The organism is Stenotrophomonas sp. YJH_SMC_80 (assembly GCF_059372495.1).
Genome location: NZ_JCAFVP010000001.1, coordinates 645,256 through 663,143 on the forward strand (window position 1 = coordinate 645,256; position 17,888 = coordinate 663,143).

Consider the following 17,888-nt stretch of genomic DNA (forward strand, 5'->3'; position numbering starts at 1 on the left):
GTCATCAAGCTGTGGTCAGGAGCCTCTTTGCTCTCCGTGTGTTTCGATCTAAATTGATACAACCTATTGATTTTTATTGTTTTGTTCGGGTTCCGCTGAACATGTCTGGATGCTGAATGATTCCGGCCGGCCTGACGCAGTCCCAAAAAAAAGGCCCCGCCGAAGCGGGGCCTGATCCAGACACGAAGTCCGGGAAACGACGGGATTACTTGCCGAAGTCGTACTTCATCTGGGCCTGGATGGAGCGGCCGTAGATGCTGTAGAAGGCGCTGTTGTACGGGGTGCCATCGGTACCCTCGTAGCTGTAGCGCTGGCCGGTCGGCATCTTGTTGAAGACGTTGTTGACCATCAGCGACAGGGTCAGGTCTTCCTGTGCGCGGTAGGCGAAGCTCAGGTTGTACGTGGTGTACGAGCCCCACTTGCCGGCCTTGGCGCCGTAGCGGTTGGTGTAGTCGTAGCTGCGACCCAGGTAGGCGACGTAGTTCGGCGTGCTGCCGACGTAGTTCGCGTACACCGTGGTGGTGAACTTGTCGATGTTCCAGGCCACCGACAGGTCACCACGCACCTTGGCGTAGTTGTCGTAGTAGTACATGTTGTACGGATCGCTCAGCAGGTCGATCTTCTGGGCACCCGGCAGCGGCTGCAGCTCGCGCTTCAGCATGTTGGTGTAGTTGCCGGAGAAGTTCAGCGAGCCGAAGCGGCCGATGTCCTGCTGGTACTTGGCGCTGACGGCGACCGCTTCCAGGTTCTGGCTGGCGACGTTCAGCTTCGGGGTGTAGACGCGGGTGATCGCACCGGCGTTGTCACGGGTGATCCAGTTGGCAACATCTTGGCAGCTGGCCGAGGTGTTGTTCACGGCACCGGTGGCGCAGGCGTACTCGGCCATCAGCAGCTGGTCGCTGCTCAGGGTCTTGACCTCGTTCTTGATCTTCCAGTTGTAGTAGTCAACCGACAGCGAGAAGTTGCTGACCGGTGCCCACACAACGCCCGCGCTCCACACGTCGGCGGTGATCGGCTTCAGGTCCGGGTTGCCGGACTTTTCGCTGTAGACCGAGGTGTTCTTGTAGTACGGGCAGAGGTCGTCGTTCAGCGCGAAGCCCGCTTGGTTGCAGCGGTAGTAGTCATTCTGGCTGGACGCGTACGAACCGCTCATGCCCTGGAAGGCGTCGGACAGGGTCGGTGCACGGAAGGCGGTGCCGTACTTGCCGCGGAACAGCAGGCTTTCCAGCGGGCGGAACTCGACGCCGATGCTGTAGGTGGCCTTGTCGACGGTGCTGTCGGCGATCTTGAAGGCGTCGTAGCGGCCCGAAGCGCTGACCGTCACCATTTCGTGCAGCGGCATGCGCAGCTCGGAGGTCACCGCGTAGCTGCTGCGGTGGCCGGCGCCGGCCACGGCGGTGGTGCCCCACACATTGCCGTCGATGAACGACTGGTTCGGCGAGTAGTTCCAGCCTTCGCTGCCGCCTTCCAGGACCACGGCCAGGCCGGCGTCACCGCCCGGCAGGCTGAACAGCGAACCGTTGGTCAGCTGCACGCGGCCCAGGTTCTGCCAGGTCTTGCTGTGGTGGGTGCCGTAGCCGGTGAAGCTGCCGAACTCTTCCGGGGTGATCGGCGAGTAGAACGCAGCATAGTTCGGGTTGTAGATGCCGAACTGGCCACCGGTCTTCGGGTCGGTGTAGGTGCCCAGCTGCTGGCCGAGGACGCGATCGGCGAAGAAGCCGTTGATCTTGTCCTTCCAGCGTACGAAGCGGTCCTGGTCCAGGCGGTATTCGCCACGGGTGAAGCTGGCGCTGTAGTCCCAGTCACCGAACATGCCCTTCGCACCCAGGGTGACCTGGTAGGAACGGCTGCGGTCGGCATTGAGGATGTTGTTGTAGTCGCCGACGCCGATTTCTTCCGGCGCGAAGGCGCGCTGCAGGTTCACGACCTTGCCCAGGCCCTGGTCGTAGAAGCCGCCCATGCCCGACTGCGTGCCCCACCACAGGGCGCTGGAGCCGGAGGTGAACTCGGTTTTTTCCTTGCTGTACAGCACGTCGGCGAACAGCTGCAGGTTGTCGTTCACGTCGAAGGTCATGGTCGAGTAGAACTGACCGCTGTCCTTGGAGTTCTTCAGCGTCTTGTAGCCCGCGCTGTAGATCGAGCCGCAGGACTCGCCCTTGCCTTCACGGAAGCCGACGGTGGTGGTGCCGTCGTACAGGCCGGCGACATTGGCGCAGCGGCTCGGGTCCATCATGTAGTACTTGCCGCCACCGGTGACCAGGAAGTCATTGGACGGAGCCTGCGGGGTGAAGCCGACCGGGTTGGTCTGGCGGGTGATGTCGCGCTGGTAGCCCCAGATCGGGTTGCCCTTTTCGTACTGGACGTTGACCAGTGCGTTGAAGCGCCCGTCGACGGCAGTGAAGCCATGCGCGCCGCTGATGCGCAGGTTGCTGCCACCACCTTCGGTGTAGGTGCCGCCGCGGACGGTCATCGTGCCGCCGTCCATGCGCTCCTTCAGGATGATGTTGACGACGCCGGCGATGGCGTCCGAACCGTACAGCGAGGACTGGCCGCCCGGCAGCACTTCAATGCGCTCGACGATGTCGACCGGAATGCCGCTGAGGTTGTTGAACGATTCGCTGCCGTTGTACAGCGCCGGATACGAGAGCATCGGGCGGCCGTTGATCAGGTACTTGGTGTAACCCGGGTTCAGGCCGAACATGCCGGAAGCTTCGGCGCCCTGGGTGAAGGCACCCGAGGTCTGGCCACCCTGCAGGCCGCCGGTGGTCAGCGAGGACTGCTGCAGCACTTCGGCCACGCTGGTGAAGCCGCGTGCCTGGATGTCTTCGGAGGTGATGGACATCACCGGGGTCTGGGTTTCAACCTGGGTCTGCGGGATCAGCGAACCGGTGACGGTGATCTTGTCCAGGTTGGTCGCCTTGTCCTGGGCCATTGCCGGGGCGGCGGCCATCAGGGCGGAAATCAGGGCGACGGCGAGCGTGTTGCGACGTGCGGTGTTGCTTGCGTATTTCATGTAGTTCCAATAGAGAGCAAAAACAAAAACGGCACTGCGCATGCGCCATCGTGCGCGCTGGGAACCAGCTTCGCAGCCCAAAACAGTGCTTCAGGAACGTAACATGAACTTAACAATCTGTGCACGAATCTGTAGCAATCCTGAATTTCAGTCAGGCTACGTCCAGCTTGTATGATGTTGGGTTATTCCCCCTGATACAGCTGGTGCCCGTTGTGAACAGTTCCCCCCGCCGCCCCCATGCCAGCCAGGTCCAGAAGGGACTGACGCCACATGCCCGCATCCGCAATGTCATCGCGGTCGGCTCCGGCAAGGGCGGCGTGGGCAAGTCGACGACCTCGGTCAATCTGGCCGTGGCGCTGCAGCAGCTGGGTGCACGTGTTGGCGTGCTGGACGCGGACATCTACGGCCCCAGCGTGCCTGCCATGCTGGGCTTGTCCGGGCGGCCGGAAAGCCCCGACAACAAGAGCATCGAACCCCTGCGCGCGTTCGGCGTGGACACGATGTCGATCGGCTACCTGATCGAAGAGGACACGCCGATGATCTGGCGCGGTCCGATGGCCACCTCGGCAATGACCCAGCTGTTCAACGACACGCTGTGGGATGACCTGGATTTCCTGCTGATCGACCTGCCGCCGGGCACCGGCGACATCCAGCTGACTCTGACCCAGAAGATCCCGCTGGCCGGTGCGGTGATCGTCACCACGCCGCAGGACATCGCGACGCTGGATGCGAAGAAGGCGCTGAAGATGTTCGAGAAGGTCGAGGTGCCGGTGCTGGGCATTGTCGAGAACATGGCCGTGCACACCTGCAGCCACTGCGGGCATGTCGAGCATCTGTTCGGCGAGGGCGGTGGCGAGCGCATGGCCGCGCAGTACGGCGTGCCGCTGCTGGGATCGCTGCCGCTGCAGATCGGCATCCGCGAGCAGGGCGATAGCGGTACCCCGATCACCGTGGCGCAGCCCGATTCGGTGCCGGCGCAGGCCTACCGCCATGCCGCGCAGCGCCTGATCGAGGAAGTGGGCAAGCGCCCGCGGGCGTCGATTCCGATCCTGTCGTCGCTGCTCTGACCGCGGCCGCAAAGAAAAAGCCGCCGGCGCGAGGCCGGCGGCAATCCGAGGAGTTCCTGGAGAGGGAACCGTTTACCAGTCGTACTGGACCTGGAAGCGGACGTAGCGAGGAGTGGTGTAGTACTTGCCCACGCCCACGTTGTTGTAGGTGCGGTCGTAGTCTTCGTCGCGGGTCACCTCATAGACCTGCAGCGGCTTGATGCTGTTGAAGGCATTGAGCACCGATGCCTGGATGCTCAGGCCCGACAGCCAGTTCGGACGATAGGTCAGGCTCGGGCTGACATTCAGCGTCCACGGCGTGCGACCGGTGGTGCCCTGCGGCGACAACTGTCCATTGCAATAGTGGAAGGCGGCGCCGTAGCCGTACTCGGTGTCGAAGGTGCCGGTGCCGCCGCCGAAGCAGCTGATCGGGGAACCGGACTGTGCCTGGATGTTCAGGCCCAGCTGCCACTCGGGCGTGAAATCATACGAACCGAACAGCTTGATCGAATGACGGTGGTCATTGAACAGGTAGCCGTCCGCGCCGTACATGATCTCGGCGAAGTCGAAGTCCGACGTGGTGCCGGTATCGTCCTGGCCATTGGCGCTCTTGACCAGGCCTTCATAGTTGCCATCGAGCTTGGACCAGGTATACGACAGGCTGGCGTACCAGCGATCGGTGCGCTTGTCCGCGCTCAGTGTCAGTGCCTTGTACGTGCGCTTGGCCTTCGGCCCCAGCACGTTGCCCGGCACGTGGATGTCTTCCGGAGTGCCATCGCCGTTGACGTCCAGGGAGATGTTCAGATCCTGGCCCGGATTGAACAGGTAGCAGCCCGGCAGACTGCCCGGCACGCTCCATTCGCTGTCCCAGCTCGACACGTCGTAGCCAGCGGCCACGGCGGCGTTGTAGATGGCGCGGGAGTCGCAGGTATCGTCGATGACGTTGTGGATCTTGCGGTAGGTGGCCTTGATGCCGACCGTCCAGTCATTGAAGAAATCATTGGCGCTGGACAGCTGGTACTGGTAGCCCAGGATGGCTTCATCCTGCGTGTACGGCTTCAGGCCACGGCTGGCGACGGCCTTGGGGTCCGGAGTTGAGCCGTTTTCGCCGTTGTAGACCAGGCTGTTGTAAGGCGTGGCTGCGACATTGGGCTTGCCCGAAACCGGGTCGTAGGAACCCAGGTAGTCGTAGTAGTCGACGGTGTAGTACGACGGGCTGGCAGCGCGCAGGGAGACGTTCGCCGCGACCGGCAGCGAGTAGCGGCCCAGTGAACCGAACAGCTTGCTGCGGCCGTCGCCGGTGACATCCCACGAGAAGCCCAGGCGCGGCTGCCAGATGTCGTCCTGCTTGACGAAGCTCACGCCGTCGGTGTTCTTGTTGTTGAACGAATCATTGCGCATGCCCAGGTAGAGCATGAAGTTGTCCGTGATCTGCCAGTTGTCCTGCACATACCACGACTTCTGGTCGATGCTGACGCTGCCGCCGGTGCGGTAGTTGATCCGGTATGCGTCAGGGCGCGCGCGCGTCGGGCGAACGACCCAGTAGGCACCGGAGGAGTAAGCCGTGCCCTGGGTGGACTCCCACTTCTCGTCGCTGTAGCCGAATGCCAGGCGGTGGTTGCCGAGCTGCCATTCGAAGTCCAGCTTGCCGCCCTTGCGCTCGTTCTTGCCGCCCATCATGTCGACCGACGAGGCGACCGAGCAACCGATCGGGTTGCCGTTGTAGACGACGTACGGGCAGGCACCGTCCGGGGAGTGGACGTCGCCGTTGTAGTAGCTCATCACGCCATTGCGGTCGACGGTGAACTCAGAGGCGGTATTGCGCATCTGGCCGTACTGCAGCGAGGCGGTCAGGTTGTCGGTGAGGTAGCTGGTCCACTTGAAGATGTCGGTCTGGCCGCCGCGCTTGCCGATCAGCTGACCCTTGTAGCTGGTCCGGTTGGAACGTTCGGCTTCCACGTCATAGACATTGTTGTAGTAGTCGTAGGTATAGCGGTTGCCGTTGTCGAACCCGGTGTATTCCAGGTGATTGTTCTCGTTGAGGTACCAGTCGACCTTCAGCAGCCAGTAGGGCGTCTTGACCTGGTAATCGTACGAGGTGCCGCCGGTAGCAGCGTCGGTGTACTCCGAGCGCCCGCCATAGACCGAGCTCTTGGAGTTGCTGAACTGGCCCATGGCGAACACGAACAGCTTGTCTTCGATCAGTGGACCACCGGCCCAGGCCGAGTAGACGTTGGAGGAGCTGTCGGCCTGGCTGTAATCGCGGAAGATCTCGCCGTCATTGCGGTGCGAGTTCGGGAGGTGGTCACGCCCCCACGATGGCGCACCGGTCCAGGAGAAACCGCCCTTCCATTCGTTGGTGCCGCGCTTGACGTTGACGCTGGTCACGCCGCCGGTGGAGAAGCCGTACTTCGCGCCATAGCCGCCGGTCTGCACGTCCAGCTGGTCGATCGCCTGGTAGGGGATTTCCGAGAAGGACAGGCTGTCATACAGGTTGGTGACATTGAAACCGTTGACGTAGTAGCTGTTCTCTGCTGCCGAGGCACCGCCGAACGATGCCGGGCCGAAGTAGCCGCTGGAGGAGACGGTGCCCGGCGTCAGCAGCGAAACGCTCGTCACATCGCGGCCAACCGGCAGCGAGTTGAGCTGCTCGGCGGTGAAAGTGGTGCGGGTTTCCACGCTGCTCAGGTCGATCGGAGCAACGGCGGCCGCGCGTACATTGACGGTATCCAGCGAGGTGGCGCTGCCAGCGGCAAAGGTGGCCGTGGCCGTCTGACCGGCGACGACATTGACGCGGGTGCTGCCTACTTGGGTGCCGCCGCTGTAGCTGATCACCTCATAGGTGCCGGTCGGCAGCTGGGAGAGGCGGAAGCGCCCGTCGCTGCTGACGTTGGTTTCGCGGGTCGCACCCGAGGCCAGACTCTTGACCTGGACCTTGTCGGCGGAGGACGCCGTACCGACGATGTCACCGGCAGTGCTCTGGGCATAGCTGGTGCCGGCCAGGGCGCCCAGGACAACCGCGAGAGCGGTGCGCTTCAGGACGCGTCCATTGAAGTTCAGATTCATCGTGTTCCTTTGCGGTTGCAGAGGGGAAGCGGTTCAATTCAAACGGACCTGAACGAATTGTTCAGGATGAATGAAACCGTAACGATGAAGCCTTTCCTGCGCAATGTTCATCTGGCGCTCATGAAGCGCGAGGTGTCGAAAAATCCTCTCAGGTTATTGAATTAAAAGATATTTTATTTTTTGTTTCGGTTTGTTTCGTGTCTGGCGAGATGATTTAAAGTGACACAAATGTATGCTAATTGAACTGCAATGCGACGATAAGTCTCATTTGTTATTCATTGTTGTGAGGCGTCGGTCTTGGGCGCGGTGCCGTGAAGTGGCTCTCGGGACCGAGGGGCAAGCATCGCCGGCACAGTCGACCCACCTGTAGAATCGCCGCCTCGGGCGCAGCCCCATTCCCCCTCGTTCAACAGGACAGAGCATGAGCATCAAGAGTGACCGTTGGATCCGCCGCATGTCCGAGCAGCACGGCATGATCGAGCCGTTCGAGGCAGGGCAGGTCAAGCAGGCCAACGGCGAGCGCATCGTCAGCTACGGCACGTCCAGCTATGGCTACGACGTGCGCTGCTCGCGCGAGTTCAAGGTGTTCACCAACATCAACTCGACCATCGTCGATCCCAAGCATTTCGACTCGGGCAGCTTCGTCGACATCACCGCCGACGAGTGCATCATTCCGCCGAACAGCTTCGCGCTGGCGCGTACCGTGGAGTATTTCCGCATCCCCCGCGATACCCTGGTGGTGTGCCTGGGCAAGAGCACCTATGCGCGCTGCGGCATCATCGTCAACGTGACGCCGCTGGAGCCGGAATGGGAAGGCCACGTCACCCTGGAATTCAGCAACACCACGCCGCTGCCGGCTCGCATCTATGCCAACGAAGGCGTTGCACAGATGCTGTTCTTCCAGGCCGCGGCCGATGACATCTGCGAGACGTCGTACCGCGATCGTGGCGGCAAGTACCAGGGCCAGACCGGTGTGACCCTGCCGCGGACCTGAAGATTGCAGGCGGTTTGTGAAGCCGAGCCATGCTCGGCTTCAAGGCGGGGCAGCCGAGCATGGCTCGGCTCTGCATGAACGAGGGCGGCGCAATGCGCCGCCTTCGTTATTTTCCGCGCCCGAACAGCATCGCGATCCCGACACCCACCAGCGCCACCGGCCACCAGGTCAGCAGCAGCTTGGACAGGTTCAGGTGCGTCCAGCCGAGGTTGCTGGCGAGCATGAACAGGCCGATCAGGATCAGCAGGATGGCGGCAACGAGGTTGAATCGCATCGGGTCGGCGAAGGCTCAGGTGTGGGCCGGATATCCTAGCCGTTCCTTCCAGTAGGCGACATGCTGGTCCAGTGCGGCCGCTTCGTAGCGGTGCGCGGGACCGCTGCCCCAGACCGGGCCCGGCCAGGCCGGATCACCGTCATGGCGGCCGATCACGTGGAAGTGCAGCTGGCGCACGATGTTGCCCAGTGCGCCGATGTTGATCTTCTCCACCCCGTCGGCGCCCTTCAGGGCCTTGCAGGCGCGGTTGAGCTCGGTGCGCAGCTTGTCCTGCTGCTCGCCGTCCAGCTCGATCCACTCGGTGACCCCGGCCAGGCGCGGTACCAGTACCAGCCACGGGAATCGTTCGTCGTTCATCAGCCGCACTTGCGACAACGGTCCTTCGGCCACCAGCACGCTATCGGTGGCCAGGCGTGAATCGAGTTCGAATTCGCTCATCCAAGATGCTCCGAGAAGAAGTCCAGAGTGCGTTGCAGCGCCAGGCGGCGCTGTCTGGATCATACGCATGTCCGACCTCCCGGTTGAAGGCGTGGTCGGCCGGATAGACGAAGGTGGCCATCTGCGGCAGCTTCTCGCGATGGGCCTGGACCGCTTCCGGCGGGATGCTGCGGTCCTGGGCGCCGAAGTGGAAGATCACCGGCGCCTTCGGTGTCTCATCGAGGAACTGGACGTTGCGCGCACCGTAGTAGCTGACAGAGGGCAGGCCCAGGCGCACTGCGGACAGCATCGCTACCGTACCGCCCCAGCAGTAGCCGACGGTGCCGACCTTGCCGTAGGGGGCCAGCCGGGTGGCTGCCGCGCGAACCACTTCCAGCGCCTTCTCCATGCCCAGCGCGCTGACCCGTTCCAGGCCCTGCTTCACGCCGTCGGCGTCGTAGGGCAGGGCATCCGGGTCGGCATCGGGGCCATCGACCAGGTCAAAGAACGACGGTGCCAGCACCGCATAGCCCTCGGCGGCGAAGCGCTCGGCCACGCTGCGGATGTGCGGGTTGGCGCCGAAGATTTCCTGCACCACCACCAGCCCGCCTCGCGCGGCGCCCTCGGGGAGTGCCTGCCAGGCCCGTACCGCGCCGTGGTGCGTATCCAGGGTGATCCACTCGGCCATCGTCATCTACTCTCGTTGCAGGGACAGGACTGCATTGTCGGTGCTGCGCCGGTTAGCGCGGTGTCAGCGGCTGTGCGCGATCGGGCGGCTGGCCGTTCAGAGCCCGGCCGCCAACCCCGGTATACTGGCGCCCTTTCAGGCCCCGGCCCCCAGGAACCCCTGCCACGACGGCAGGGGCCCAGGCCCCCAGAGTCCCGCGATTCCATGTCCCAGCTGAACCCCAAAGTCGGCTTCGTCAGCCTTGGCTGCCCGAAGGCCCTTGTCGATTCCGAGCGCATCCTTACCCAGCTCCGCTCGGAAGGTTACGACATCGTCCCGTCCTACGATTCGGCTGACGTGGTGGTGGTCAACACCTGCGGCTTCATCGATTCGGCGGTGACCGAGTCGCTGGACGCGATTGGCGAGGCGATGAACCAGAACGGCAAGGTCATCGTCACCGGCTGCCTGGGCAAGCGCCCGGAGCAGATCCGCGAGGCGTATCCGAACGTGCTGGCGGTGTCCGGCCCGCAGGACTACCAGAGCGTGATGGAAGCGGTGCATGAAGCACTGCCGCCCAAGCACGATCCGTTCGTGGACCTGGTGCCTGACTATGGCATCAAGCTGACTCCGCGCCACTACGCTTACCTGAAGATCTCCGAAGGCTGCAACCACAAGTGCAGCTTCTGCATCATCCCGTCGATGCGCGGCAAGCTGGTCTCGCGCCCGGTCGACGAGGTGCTGCGTGAGGCCGAGCGCCTGGTGCGTGGTGGCGTGCGCGAGCTGCTGGTGGTGTCGCAGGACACCTCGGCCTATGGCGTGGACGTGAAGTACGCCGAGAGGATGTGGCGCAACAAGGCCTACCAGACCCGCCTGAAGGCGCTGTGCGAAGGCCTGTCCGAGCTCGATGCCTGGGTGCGCATGCACTACGTCTACCCGTACCCGCACGTGGACGAAGTGGTGCCGCTGATGGCCGAGAACCGCATCCTGCCGTACCTGGACATTCCGTTCCAGCATGCCAGCCCGCGCATCCTGCGCCTGATGAAGCGTCCGGGTGCGGTCGAGAAGACCCTGGAGCGTGTGCAGAACTGGCGCCGCATCGCCCCGGACATCACTGTGCGTTCGACTTTCATCGTTGGCTTCCCCGGCGAGACCGAGGCCGAGTTCGAAGAACTGCTGTCGTTCCTCGACGAGGCACAGCTGGATCGCGTCGGTGCGTTTGCCTACTCACCGGTCGAAGGTGCCACCGCCAACGATCTGCCCGATGCGGTGCCGGAAGAAGTGAAGCAGGAACGCCTGGCCCGTTTCATGGAGAAGCAGGCGCAGATTTCCGCCGCGCGCCTGGAAGCCAAGATCGGTACCGTGCAGCAGTGCCTGGTCGATGCCATCGAAGGTGACATCGCCGTGGCCCGTTCCAAGGCCGACGCGCCGGAGATCGACGGCCTGGTGCACATCCAGAATGCCGACCAGGTGCCGCTGCGCGTGGGTGAGTTCGTCGACGTGGAAATCACCGAGAGCGATGAGCACGACCTGTACGGTGATGCGCTGCCGGCCGCTACCCGCCCGGCATTCGATCTCAAGATGCTGTGACCGCAGCGACGACCGCCGCCGGTGACGGCAGCGGTGTGCGCCGCTTCGTGCCGCCGCCGCGTGCGGCGGTCGATCCGCAGGTGTTCGCGCACCCGGTGTTTGCCGGGTTGCGCGACGTCCATGACCTGCTGGCCAGCCCTGAGTGGCCGTCCATTGCAGCGCTCGAGACACGCCTCACGCTGCCCGGCAAGCACCTGGTCGAGCAGGATGCCGCGCTGCTGGCCGACGGCCTGCACTACGAAGCCCGCATCGCACAGGGGCGCATCGCCACCCGCGCCGACAACTGGCATGACCTGTTCAATGCACTGGTGTGGGCCCGTTACCCGCAGCTCAAGCAGGTGCTCAATGTGCAGCAGTGCAGGCATATCGCATCCATGCCGCCGGGGCAGCGCAATCGCGCGCAGGCCGCGCTGACCCAGTTCGACGAAACCGGTGTGATCGTGCGTGTGCGCGATGAGGACGTGTTGGCCGCATGGGACGTGCATGATTGGCCGGCGTTGTTCGAGCCTGCGCGCTGGCAGAGTGGTGACATCGCTATCGCTGCGATATTCGGGCACGCGCTGATGGAGCAGGCGCTGCTACCGGGGCGCCTGCTGGTCGGCAAGTGCGTGGTGGTGCACGGTGAAGTCGATGATGCCTGCGTTGACGCAGTGACCGCGGCCATCGCCGAGGGCAGGGCAGTGACCGATCCCCTGCAGTTGCGTCCGCTGCCGCTGGCGGGAATCCCGGGCTGGCACCAAGGACAGGATGCCGCCTTCTATGCAGATGCCGCGTACTTCCGCCCGCTGCGGGCCGGCCGCCAGTACCCGCCGCCGCTGCACAGGGCTATGTAGAGTCGACTGTCAGTCGACTGCTCTTCGTTCCGAGGCCGTGAACGCCCGACAGATGGCTTCGGCGAGTCATCAACCGCGATGAGGAGCGCGGTGCGTTTACCGTCCGGCTGCGGAGGTTTGTGCCGCGCTTGGCGCGGTAGTCGACTGACAGTCGACGCTACAACGGCTCGTATTCCACTCCGATCACCGCAAAGGTGAACTGGCCGCCGGGCAGCTCCACCGAGAACTCATCATCCAGCCGCTTCTTCAGCAGCGCACGCGCCAGGGGGGAATCGATGCTGATCCAACCCAGCCCAGCATCGGTCTCATCCGGGCCGACAATGCGATAGCGGCTGGTCTCACCGCTGTCCACGTTCTCCAGTTCCACCCATGCGCCAAAGAACACCGCCAGCGGATCGGTCGGCGTGGTATCGACCACGCGTAGCGATTCCAACCGCTTGGTCAGGTAGCGCACACGACGGTCGATCTCGCCCAGCTGCTTCTTGCGATAGGTGTACTCGGCGTTTTCCGAACGGTCGCCTTCCGCAGCAGCCGCGGCCAGTGCCTTCACCACCTCGGGGCGGCGCACACGCCACAGGTCATCCAGTTCGGCCTTCAGCCGGGCGTGGCCGGAGGCGGTGATCAGGGCGGTACTCTTTTCTGCAGGGGGACGCCAACGCGACATGTGGTGCGACTTCTTTTCAGGGGAACGATGGGGTCGGATCCTTTCCGCAGGAAAGGGATCCGACCCCAGTAGTGGCAGATCAGCGCTTGCCGCCGAAGATGCCACCCAGGATGCCACGCACGATCTGGTTGCCCAGTTTGGTGCCGACGGTGCGCGTGGTCTGCTTGGCCATGGTTTCGATCATGCCCTGGCGGCGCTTGGTGCCGAAGATCGCGTCCTTGATCGCCTGGCCGAAACCGCCTTCCTGCGCTTCGTCCTGCTCGCGGCTGCGCGCGGCCGGTGCCTGCGCCTGTTCGACGGTCTTCTGCGCACGCTGGGCCAGCAGTTCGGCGGCCGATTCGCGGTTGATCGCGGTGTCGTAGCGGCTGCCGACCGGGCTGCCGGCACGCACCTGGGCACGCTCGGCGTCGGTGATCGGCCCCATCCGGCAGCGCGGCGGCGCGATCATCGTCTGCTGCACCGGCATCGGCACACCCTTGTCCTGCAGCGTGGACACCAGCGCTTCGCCGGTACCGAGCTGGCTGAGCACCTTGGCCACGTCCAGCTTCGGGTTCGGCACGAAGGTTTCGGCAGCAGTCTTCACTGCCTTCTGGTCGCGCGGGGTGAATGCACGCAGCGCATGCTGCACGCGATTGCCGAGCTGGCCGAGGATGTTGCCCGGCACGTCATCAGGGAACTGCGAGCAGAAGTAAACGCCCACGCCCTTGGAGCGGATCAGTCGCACCACCTGCTCGATGCGCTGCACCAGCGACGGCGGTGCATCGTCGAACAGCAGGTGCGCTTCGTCGAAGATGAAGACCAGCTTCGGCTTGTCCAGGTCGCCCACCTCCGGCAGCTGCTCGAACAGCTCCGACAGCAGCCACAACAGGAAGGTGGAATACAGCTTCGGCTTGAGCACCAGCTGGTCGGCGGCAAGGATGCCGATCATGCCGCGGCCGTCGTGATTGACCCGCATGATGTCGGCCAGTTCCAGGGCCGGCTCACCGAAGAAGTTCTCGCCGCCATCCTGCGCCAGGCGCAGCACCGACCGCTGGATCGCAGCGATGGACTGCGCGCTGACTAGGCCGTACTCGGTGGAGATGTCCTTGCGCTCCTCGGCCACCAGGCCGAGCAGCGCGCGCAGGTCGTCCATGTCCAGCAGCAGCAGGCCACGGTCGTCGGCCAGCTTGAACACGATGTCGAGCACGCCGGACTGGGTGTCGTTCAACTCGAGGATGCGCGCCAGCAGGGTCGGGCCCATCTCGCTGACCGTGGTGCGCACCGGGTGACCCAGCTTGCCGTACAGGTCCCAGAAAATGGTCGGGCTGGCGGCCGGTGCGTAGTCGGCCACGCCGATCTCGGCGGCGCGCTTGAGCAGGTTCTCGGCGCCGGTGCCGGGCACCGCCAGGCCGGACACATCGCCCTTCACATCGGCCAGGAACACCGGCACGCCCAGCCGCGAGAAGCCCTCGGCCAGGGTCATCAGGGTCACGGTCTTGCCGGTACCGGTGGCGCCGGCCACCAGGCCGTGGCGGTTGCCGAGTTTCGGCAGCAGGGTGACGGCCACATCGTCGGTGATGCCTTTGCCGAGCAGAATCGGATCCATGGTCCAGCCCTTGTGGTGAATAGCCCAATGTTAACCGCCGGCGGTGACGGTCCGAAGGTCGGCTTGCCCGGACCTTGGCGGCGCCGCTACTCTGCCTGCCTGTTTCGCACACAGTGCCATCAATGCCCGTTCCTGTCCTGATTTCCCGCGGTTGGCCGCTGCTGGCCCTGGCCGGCCTGGTTTCCCTGGCGCCCGACGCCCATGCGCAGCGGGTTTCGGCCCGGGACAAGGTGAAGGTGGATGCGCTGCAGCAGCGCATGACCGTCGCCGAGAAGCGTTACAGCGATGCGCTGCTGCTGGTCGCCAATGCCGACCCCAAGGGCAGCAACGAAGCCGACGCCGCGCTGGAGGACATGGAAGATGTCCTCAACGACTGCGTGAAGCAGAAGGGCTGCCAGATGGGCACCCTGCTGGCCAGCTACAAGCGCCTGCTCAAGCACGACGCCGACGCGGCCGCCAGCGATGACGTGGCCGACGAGGGCGGTGACCGCCTGGAAGCCGACCCCGACCACATCGGCCCGCTTACCGCCGACGTACCGGAGGCCGCGCGCGCTGCCGCGCTGCTGAACGACAAGCGGCACGCCTTCGACAGCATGGTCGAATACAACCCGGCGGTGCAGGCCGGCATCCGCCGCTGGCTGACCGACATGCGCCCGGCGTTGCTGACCAGCTACGAGAACTACCAGAACCTGCGTGCGGTGATGTGGCCGGAGTGGGAGAAGCGTGGCCTGCCTGAAGCGCTGCTGTTCGGCATCATGGCCAAGGAGTCCAATGGCCGCGTGCATGCTTCATCGCGCGCTGGCGCCGCCGGGTTGATGCAGTTCATGCCGGCCACCGGCCGCCGCTTCGGCCTCGGCCCGGATGGCACCGGCTTTGACACCCGCTTCGATGCACGCAGTGCGGCCGAGGCCAGCGCCAGCTACCTCAACGAACGCCTGCGCGAACTGAACAACAACGTGGAAATGTCGGTGGCCGCCTACAATGGTGGCGAAGGCCGCGCCGCGCGCGTGTTCAAGCAGAGCGCCGGGCAGAGCTTCTGGACCGACAGCGTCTACAACCAGTTCCCCGGCGAGACCAAGGACTACGTGCCGATGGTGATCGCCGCGGCCTGGATCTTCCTGCACCCGCAGCAGTACGGCGTGGAGTTCCCGAAGATCAGCGCGCAGCCGGCCACGCTGCGCCTGGCCAAGTCGACCACCATCTACGAACTGACCATCTGCCTGGGCAGCCACGGCACCCGCGATGGCTACATGCGCGCGCTGCGCAACCTCAACCCGCGCTATGAGGCCGATGGCTGGATCCCGGCCGGCACGCTGATCAATGCCACCACCCGCATCGCCGGCCTGTACCAGCGCAACTGCGTCAGTGGCCCGCGTGCCGACCTGGCCCGGACGCTGATCACCGCCGATCTGAACGCAGCAATCAAGCGCCCGGCCGCGACCAGCTACACCGGAAGCGTGGCCGTGGGCGGCGTGGTGCCGGTGGCCGATGCGGCCGCGTCCACCAGCGTGCCGACCACGCCGGTTGCTCCGGTGGCCACGCCGCGCCCGGCGGCGCGCCCGAAGCCGGTGCGCAGCCACAAGGTGGGCCGCGGTGAAACCCTGGGTGCCATCGCGGCCAAGTTCCAGTGCGACGTGCCCACCCTGGCCCGCGCCAATGGCCTGAAGGCCCCGGCCTACAGCCTGCGCCACGGCCAGACGCTGAAGCTGCAGGGCTGCGACAAGTAATCCCCCCCGACCCTGGAATCCGCATGGACCTCGAAGACACCCGCAACCTGTTCGCCAACCTCCGCGAAAACACCGACTGGGACATCACCGGCCCGTTGCTGTGGGGGTACTTCTTCGTGCACTCCACTGCCGAGCCGTTGCAGGCACTGGCGCAGCACCTGCAGGCGCAGGGTTACACCTTCGTGGAATTGTTCGAACAGGATCCGGAAGAGGGCGGCGCGCCGTTCCACGTGCTGCATGTGGAGCGCGTGGAGATCCACGACGAAGCCTCGCTTGACCGCCGCAACCAGGAATTCGCAGCGCTGGCCGCGGAGAAGGGCGTGGAAGACTACGACGGCATGGACGTCGGTCCGGCCCCGTCCCTGCAGTAACGCGCGTACCGGTAGTAGTGCCGGCCGCTGGCCGGCAATGCTCGACGCGTTGGATCAGCGGAGATGCCGGCCAGCGGCCGGCACTACCGAAGCCTCAGCGCAGCTTCGCCAGCGCCTGGCCCAGCTGCACCGGGCTTTCAGCGCCCAACTGCGGGGCGAAGTCAGCCACGCCTGGCGGCAGCAGCACGATCACGGTGGAGCCGTAGTTGAAGCGCGCCATCTCGGCAAAGCGCTCCAGCCTGATGCCCTGGCCGCGGTAGTCCTTGCGGGTGATGCGGTCGCCATAGTGCGGAATCTCCTCGCCGCTCCACACGGTTTCCACCCCGGACACCAGCAGCGCACCGACCATCACGCTGACCATCGGGCCGAAGCTGGTGTCGAAGTGGCAGACCAGGCGCTCGTTGCGGGCGAACAGGCGCGGTACGCCGTTCACTGCCGCCGGACCAACGCTGAACAGGCGCCCCGGCACGTGCACGGTCTCACGCAGGGTGCCGGTCCACGGCATGTGCACGCGGTGGTAATCGCGCGGCGACAGGTACACCGTGGCGTAGAGGCCATCGTTGTATGGCTTGGCGTCCTCGTCACTGCCCAGCAGTTCGGCAGCGGTGAACGACTGGCCCTTGGCCTGGAAGATGCGGCCGGCCTCGATCTTCCCCAGCTGGCTGATGCGGCCGTCGGCCGGCATCACCAGGCTGCGCGGATCGGCGTCAGCCACGCGCGCACCCGGCTTCAGCGCACGGGTGAAGAACTGGTTGAAGGTCGCATAGCTGCGCGGGTCCGGGTTGGCCGCTTCGTCCAGGTTGACGTTGAACTTGCGGGTGACCGTGTCGATCAGCCAGCGCGATACGCGCGGATCGTCCGAGTACGCCAGCGAACGCGCCATCGAGGACAGCAGGCGGTGTGGCAGGGCGTACGTCAGGGCGGTGGTGAGGCTCATGGGGCGGTTTTCTCGGTCAGCTTCTGCAGGTCGCGGGCAATGGCCGGCGCGTTGAACGGGGGGCGTACCAGGCCGGCAAGGCGGCCCTGCGGGTCGAGCACGGCCAGGCTGGCCGAATGCTCGACGGTGTAATCCTCGGGGTTCTCGTCAAAATGCTTGCCCGGCACCTTCTGGAACACGAAGCCCAACGAGGTGGCGAAGCGCTCCAGTGAGGGAACGTCAGCGGTGGCGGCCAGGGTGTCCTTGTGGAAGCCGTGCACGTACTCGCCGAGGCGGGTGGCGCTGTCGCGGTCGGGGTCGACCGAGATGAACAACACGCGTGGGCGCAGGCTGTCGGGCAGGGCTTCCCACTGGTTCTGCGCGCCGGCCAGCTCGGCCAGGGTGGTCGGGCAGACGTCCGGGCAGAAGGTGAAGCCCAGGAATACCAGGGTCCAGTGGCCCTTCAGTTCGCCCGGGATCAGGCGGGTGCCGTCGGACTGGGCCAGGTTGAAGTCGGGCAGTTCGCGCGGCTGCGGGTACAGCGTGATCGCTTCGGTGGCCGGGGCATTGGCCGGCGGCTTCGGCGCGAACAGCTGCTGGGCGGCCAGCAGGCCGAGACCCGCCGCCAGGGCGATCAGCAGGATGATGCCGGCGTTGCGATTGAACATGGGGGCTCCCGCGCGAAGTGGGCCCCATCATACCGGCTGTGGCCCGAATCGTTTCCGCCG

Annotated in this window: 14 protein-coding genes and 1 pseudogene; 6 read left to right on the plus strand and 9 right to left on the minus strand. The window is 64.8% G+C overall.

From position 1 onward, the window contains the following. Window positions 1-205: 205 nt before the first annotated feature. Entirely contained in the window at window positions 206-3,013 is a 2,808-nt protein-coding gene (locus tag AC5P99_RS02785) for a TonB-dependent receptor domain-containing protein (protein ID WP_088435894.1), read from the minus strand. A gap of 212 nt (window positions 3,014-3,225) precedes the next feature. Here AC5P99_RS02785 and apbC point away from each other — a divergent pair, with 212 nt between their 5' ends. After that, window positions 3,226-4,080: an iron-sulfur cluster carrier protein ApbC gene (apbC, locus tag AC5P99_RS02790; RefSeq protein ID WP_088435895.1), complete on the plus strand. Its 855-nt coding sequence runs from the start codon at window positions 3,226-3,228 to the stop codon at window positions 4,078-4,080. 72 nt (window positions 4,081-4,152) lie between these two features. Here the strand turns inward: apbC and AC5P99_RS02795 are convergent, their stop codons facing one another. Next, on the minus strand, window positions 4,153-7,125 hold the full coding sequence (locus tag AC5P99_RS02795; protein WP_088435896.1) for a TonB-dependent receptor: 2,973 nt from the start codon (window positions 7,123-7,125) through the stop codon (window positions 4,153-4,155). 421 nt (window positions 7,126-7,546) lie between these two features. Here AC5P99_RS02795 and dcd point away from each other — a divergent pair, with 421 nt between their 5' ends. Next, window positions 7,547-8,119 (plus strand): dCTP deaminase, encoded by a 573-nt coding sequence (dcd, locus tag AC5P99_RS02800; RefSeq protein ID WP_005410499.1) that lies wholly within the window; start codon window positions 7,547-7,549, stop codon window positions 8,117-8,119. Window positions 8,120-8,225: 106 nt separating this feature from the next. Here the strand turns inward: dcd and AC5P99_RS02805 are convergent, their stop codons facing one another. The 3 genes and pseudogenes from AC5P99_RS02805 to AC5P99_RS02815 form a co-directional block, all read right to left on the minus strand. Continuing rightward, window positions 8,226-8,393 carry a LiaI-LiaF-like domain-containing protein gene (locus tag AC5P99_RS02805; RefSeq protein WP_005410498.1) on the minus strand — a complete coding sequence of 56 codons (168 nt, stop codon included), beginning with the start codon at window positions 8,391-8,393 and terminating at the stop codon, window positions 8,226-8,228. Window positions 8,394-8,408: 15 nt separating this feature from the next. Then, window positions 8,409-8,831, minus strand: a complete 423-nt coding sequence (locus tag AC5P99_RS02810; RefSeq protein ID WP_005410497.1) for an HIT domain-containing protein — start codon at window positions 8,829-8,831, stop codon at window positions 8,409-8,411. Beyond that, a pseudogene (locus AC5P99_RS02815) lies at window positions 8,828-9,498 on the minus strand (dienelactone hydrolase family protein). The gene AC5P99_RS02810 and the pseudogene AC5P99_RS02815 overlap by 4 nt, the downstream one beginning before the upstream one ends. A gap of 204 nt (window positions 9,499-9,702) precedes the next feature. Between AC5P99_RS02815 and rimO the strand changes: the two are divergent. Both rimO and AC5P99_RS02825 read left to right on the plus strand, forming a co-directional pair. Then, window positions 9,703-11,064 carry a 30S ribosomal protein S12 methylthiotransferase RimO gene (gene rimO / locus AC5P99_RS02820; RefSeq protein ID WP_099479351.1) on the plus strand — a complete coding sequence of 454 codons (1,362 nt, stop codon included), beginning with the start codon at window positions 9,703-9,705 and terminating at the stop codon, window positions 11,062-11,064. Next, on the plus strand, window positions 11,061-11,897 hold the full coding sequence (locus AC5P99_RS02825; protein ID WP_043034816.1) for a DUF3025 domain-containing protein: 837 nt from the start codon (window positions 11,061-11,063) through the stop codon (window positions 11,895-11,897). Before rimO ends, AC5P99_RS02825 begins: the two co-directional genes overlap by 4 nt. 157 nt (window positions 11,898-12,054) lie before the next feature. On the opposite strand, the gene greB is transcribed toward AC5P99_RS02825, so the two are convergent. Next, window positions 12,055-12,561: a transcription elongation factor GreB gene (gene greB / locus AC5P99_RS02830; protein WP_111108561.1), complete on the minus strand. Its 507-nt coding sequence runs from the start codon at window positions 12,559-12,561 to the stop codon at window positions 12,055-12,057. 79 nt (window positions 12,562-12,640) lie between these two features. Then, window positions 12,641-14,146 (minus strand): helicase HerA-like domain-containing protein, encoded by a 1,506-nt coding sequence (locus AC5P99_RS02835; RefSeq protein ID WP_012480897.1) that lies wholly within the window; start codon window positions 14,144-14,146, stop codon window positions 12,641-12,643. Window positions 14,147-14,268: 122 nt separating this feature from the next. Between AC5P99_RS02835 and AC5P99_RS02840 the strand changes: the two genes are divergently transcribed. Together AC5P99_RS02840 and AC5P99_RS02845 are read left to right on the plus strand one after the other, a co-directional pair. Then, window positions 14,269-15,873, plus strand: a complete 1,605-nt coding sequence (locus tag AC5P99_RS02840; protein ID WP_024958305.1) for a transglycosylase SLT domain-containing protein — start codon at window positions 14,269-14,271, stop codon at window positions 15,871-15,873. Between the two features lie 23 nt (window positions 15,874-15,896). Next, complete coding sequence (locus tag AC5P99_RS02845; RefSeq protein ID WP_495212874.1) at window positions 15,897-16,244, plus strand: ribonuclease E inhibitor RraB; 348 nt, start codon at window positions 15,897-15,899, stop codon at window positions 16,242-16,244. A gap of 94 nt (window positions 16,245-16,338) precedes the next feature. Here AC5P99_RS02845 and asd read toward each other — a convergent pair whose 3' ends face one another. Both asd and AC5P99_RS02855 read right to left on the minus strand, forming a co-directional pair. Next, window positions 16,339-17,181: an archaetidylserine decarboxylase gene (gene asd, locus AC5P99_RS02850; RefSeq protein WP_005410489.1), complete on the minus strand. Its 843-nt coding sequence runs from the start codon at window positions 17,179-17,181 to the stop codon at window positions 16,339-16,341. After that, window positions 17,178-17,828, minus strand: a complete 651-nt coding sequence (locus AC5P99_RS02855) for an SCO family protein (RefSeq protein ID WP_005410488.1) — start codon at window positions 17,826-17,828, stop codon at window positions 17,178-17,180. Before AC5P99_RS02855 ends, asd begins: the two co-directional genes overlap by 4 nt. Window positions 17,829-17,888 lie beyond the last annotated feature (60 nt).